Consider the following 1,466-nt stretch of genomic DNA (forward strand, 5'->3'; position numbering starts at 1 on the left):
CCTCCTGGGCGCCCTCGTACTCGGCGTTGCCGGGGTCCTGGGCGAGGGCGGCGGGCAGGTTGACGACCCGGCCGGTTGACAGGTCCATCATCTGCGGGACGAACTCGGCCTTGGTGACCTGCCAGCGCTGTCCGGGCGCGGCGGGCGGGGCGAAGGTGAAGCGGCCGATGGAGCCGTAGTTGCCGCGCATGTCGCGGGCGCCGGTGTGGTTGAACATCTCGCCGGCCACCTGGTCGCCCATGCCGTAGATGATCCAGGTCCCGTTGACCTTCTCGTAGGCCTGCGGGATGTGCGCGTGCGTGCCGAGGATCATGTCGATGTCCGGGCGGCCGCCGGTCTGCGAGGCGGTGAGGGCCTTGCCGAGCGAGAGCTGGGTCTCGTCGGGTTCGGTCTGCCACTCGGTACCCCAGTGGAGGTGGAGGCTGACTAGCACCACGTCGGCGCCGGCCTTCCGGGCCGCCCGCGCGTCCGCGACGATCTTGTCCTCGCGCATCAGGTTGACCGCCCACGGCTGGCCGTCGGGCATGGGGTAGCCGTTGGTGTCGTAGGTGTAGGCGAGGTGGGCGACCTTGGCGGTGCCGGCCGAGTAGAGGGTGGTCCGGGCGGCTTCCGCGGCCGTGCGGGCGGAGCCGGCGTGGCCGAGGCCGACCTTGTCGAAGCGGTCGAGGGTGCGTTTCAGGCCTTCGGCGCCGTCGTCCAGGGTGTGGTTGGAGGCGGTGGAGCAGCCGTCGTAGCCGGCGTCCTTGAGGGCGTCGGCGACGGCGGGCGGGGAGACGAAGGCGGGGTAGCCGCTGAAGGGGCCGTCGTCGTCACCGTAGATGGTCTCCATGTGGCACAGGGCCAGGTCGGCGGCGGAGACCACGGGTTTGACCGCGGAGAACATGGGCCGGAAGTCGTACCCGTCGCCGCCCGCGTCGGCGGACGCCCGCTGGATGACGGAGGTGTGCGGGAGGACGTCGCCGCTCGCGACCAGGGTGAAGCCCCGGGCGCCCCCGCCGGGGGCGGCGGGGGAGGCGGATCCGGCCGTGCCGGCGGGGGCGCCGGCGGCGCTCGACCCGAGCCGGGCGGGTGCGGGGCGGCCGCCGGTGGTGGTGGAGCAGCCGGCGGCCGCGGCGGACAGCAGGGCGGCCGACAGCAGGGCGAGGGTCCGCCGGGTGCGCTTGGTCATCTGACCCAGCTCTCCTTGGATGGATTCAGAGTGGATTATCAGATCATCTGCAATCCCTATGAATCCATCGGAGAGGGCGCCCCGAGTCAAGGAACGGCGCCGCCCGCCCGTCCGGGCCTCACTCCGACGGCCCCGGCCGTTCGCCGTGCCGTTCAACCGTTCATCGTCCGGCGCGGCCGCCCACCGGACCACCCGGGTGCTTGGGCGCAACGGCGCCGCCGGACGGTTCCCGGGCGGCTCCGCGCAGGTGAGGGTGGGTGGAGCCGGACGAGCAGGATCCGCCGGCCCCTCCCCAGAC

The 1,466-nt window shown here is 73.1% G+C and carries 1 protein-coding gene; it reads right to left on the minus strand.

Going from position 1 to position 1,466, the window contains the following annotated elements; all coding sequences use genetic code 11:
* A partial coding sequence (locus tag VR44_RS30590; RefSeq protein WP_045950870.1) for a CapA family protein occupies positions 1-1,168 on the minus strand: 1,168 nt, incomplete at its 3' end.
* Between the last annotated feature and the right edge of the window lie 298 nt (positions 1,169-1,466).

Source organism: Streptomyces katrae, assembly GCF_000966975.1.
Taxonomy (GTDB): Bacteria; Actinomycetota; Actinomycetes; order Streptomycetales; family Streptomycetaceae; genus Streptomyces; species Streptomyces katrae.